Origin of the sequence: Pseudomonas sp. ANT_H12B (genome assembly GCF_008369325.1) — a bacterium.
GTDB lineage: Bacteria > Pseudomonadota > Gammaproteobacteria > Pseudomonadales > Pseudomonadaceae > Aquipseudomonas.
On the sequence record NZ_VOBI01000055.1, the window covers coordinates 1 to 577 of the forward strand.

1 protein-coding gene is annotated in these 577 nt (G+C 60.5%); it reads left to right on the forward strand.

Going from position 1 to position 577, the window contains the following annotated elements:
- Window positions 1–577 (forward strand): RHS repeat-associated core domain-containing protein (locus FQ185_RS30090; RefSeq protein WP_149420606.1); only part of this gene is annotated, 577 nt, incomplete at both ends.

Sequence of the window (577 nt, forward strand, 5' to 3'; positions counted from 1 at the left end):
ATCTCCAGGCCTTGCACCCGGGACAGGACTTGCGCTGGAACAACCGTGACCAATTGGCATCGGTGACGCTGGTCGAACGCGACGATGCCGCCAACGATGAAGAAACCTATCGCTACAGCCATGGCGCACGGGTCTACAAACGCCACGACACCCATACCGCAGCGACCAGCCATTTCCACGAAGTGATTTACCTCCCAGGGCTGGAGATCCGCAAACGCGACAACGGCGAAGAGTTGCACGTGATCACCGCTCCGGGCGGCCGTGGCAGCGTGCGCTGCCTGCACTGGGTCAGTGGCCGACCCGACGAGATCGAGGCCGATCAGCTGCGTTACAGCCTTGATGATCATTTAGGCTCCAGCGTGATGGAACTCGACCAACAGGCCCGACTGATCAGCCACGAAGGCTATTACCCGTTTGGTGGCACGGCCTGGCTGACGGCGGACTCGGCACTGGAGGTCAGCTACAAGACCGTTCGTTATTCGGGCAAGGAAATGGATGTCAGCGGGCTCTATTACTATGGGCTGCGTTATTACGCGCCGTGGTTGCAACGCTGGGTGAGTGCCGATCCGGCGGGGGA